Source organism: Symbiopectobacterium sp., assembly GCF_051710365.1.
In the GTDB taxonomy this organism is placed as follows: domain Bacteria; phylum Pseudomonadota; class Gammaproteobacteria; order Enterobacterales; family Enterobacteriaceae; genus Symbiopectobacterium.
In genome coordinates this window covers 1-1,019 of the sequence record NZ_JBPETA010000381.1, presented here as the reverse complement: position 1 = coordinate 1,019, position 1,019 = coordinate 1, and the positions used below count along the sequence as shown (strand labels likewise).

The 1,019-nt window shown below is 44.6% G+C and carries 2 protein-coding genes and 1 pseudogene; all 3 read right to left on the bottom strand.

Annotated features, from left to right (window positions below; translation table 11 throughout):
• Positions 1–242 precede the first annotated feature (242 nt).
• The gene (locus ACTBDZ_RS18090; protein ID WP_438816297.1) at positions 243–452 is read right to left on the bottom strand and encodes a ParE family toxin-like protein; all 210 of its coding nucleotides are present in this window, start codon (positions 450–452) and stop codon (positions 243–245) included.
• Positions 442–765: a hypothetical protein gene (locus ACTBDZ_RS18085; protein WP_438816305.1), complete on the bottom strand. Its 324-nt coding sequence runs from the start codon at positions 763–765 to the stop codon at positions 442–444. The genes ACTBDZ_RS18090 and ACTBDZ_RS18085 overlap by 11 nt, the downstream gene beginning before the upstream one ends.
• A 9-nt stretch (positions 766–774) precedes the next feature.
• Positions 775–1,019: pseudogene (locus tag ACTBDZ_RS18080) on the bottom strand (Rha family transcriptional regulator); the annotation flags it as partial.

Below are 1,019 nucleotides of genomic sequence, written 5' to 3'. Positions count from 1 at the left end.
TACAGTGAAGGTTGCAGACAGGGTGTGCAGTGATGCAGGTGATTTCAGGCTGTAACAGTCTTGATTAAGGTGCTGGGGCAGGTCGTAGAGGTTTGCGTTGCTGCTCGAGGATATCGATAAGCCTTCTTGTATCCGTTTCTCAGCCATTGAACCCATTTATCCAGGTGGGTTTCTTCAGGGTGATAGCTCCCCATGAGGGCAGCATGACCCGCGAATGCATAATTCATGGGGTGCTCCTGTTTTTATATTGCTATTTGGGTGTCGTATTTTGCATGACTCATGGTCTTCCAACTCAGGCCGTTATCTTTGGATAACATGCGCCAGTAGAGGGAGAGTCGTATTGATAAATAACCGGTTCGTCGTATGCGTCTTGCATGGATGAGTCCTTCACGGTATAAGCGCTTAAATAACTTCTCACGCTCTCTTATCCTGTTAGGTATTTTAGGTTTCACGGGCCTTCTCCATTTGATATTTGATTAATGCCTGAGTTGCACGACTGTGACGACGGCGGGCATTATGCAACTCACGTTTTTTCTTGAGCATAGAGATAAAATAGGGGTCAGTATGTTTAATGACACCTTCGTACTCTGGTTTATCCGGGCTGAGTCGACCGCCATCAATACTGGGGTCACCATGCTCGCGGAAATATTGGCGCATGGCGGTACGATAAATATCTTTCAGTGTTACCATTGCTTTTTCGCACGCTACAATATCTTTAGACGCTGCAATAATACGGGCGACGATGACTTCCTGTGATTGCTTCATGATTTCTCCTTATGCAGCCTGAAGATATTTATCGTGGGTAAATAGTCCATTCCAGTATTTCTTCATCGGAAGCTTGCCCTTGAGATATTGGCGATAGAGCCATTTAGCGCCTTCTTTTAAAAGAATAACTTCATAAAATTGCTTCTTGCCTTTTTCGGTGTTAACGGTGACAGTTTTTTCGGTAAAGTATTTATCTCGCGCATAAGCCTTTACACGCCATTCATAGGGCTTGTTTTCTTCTTTCTGTCCATCGT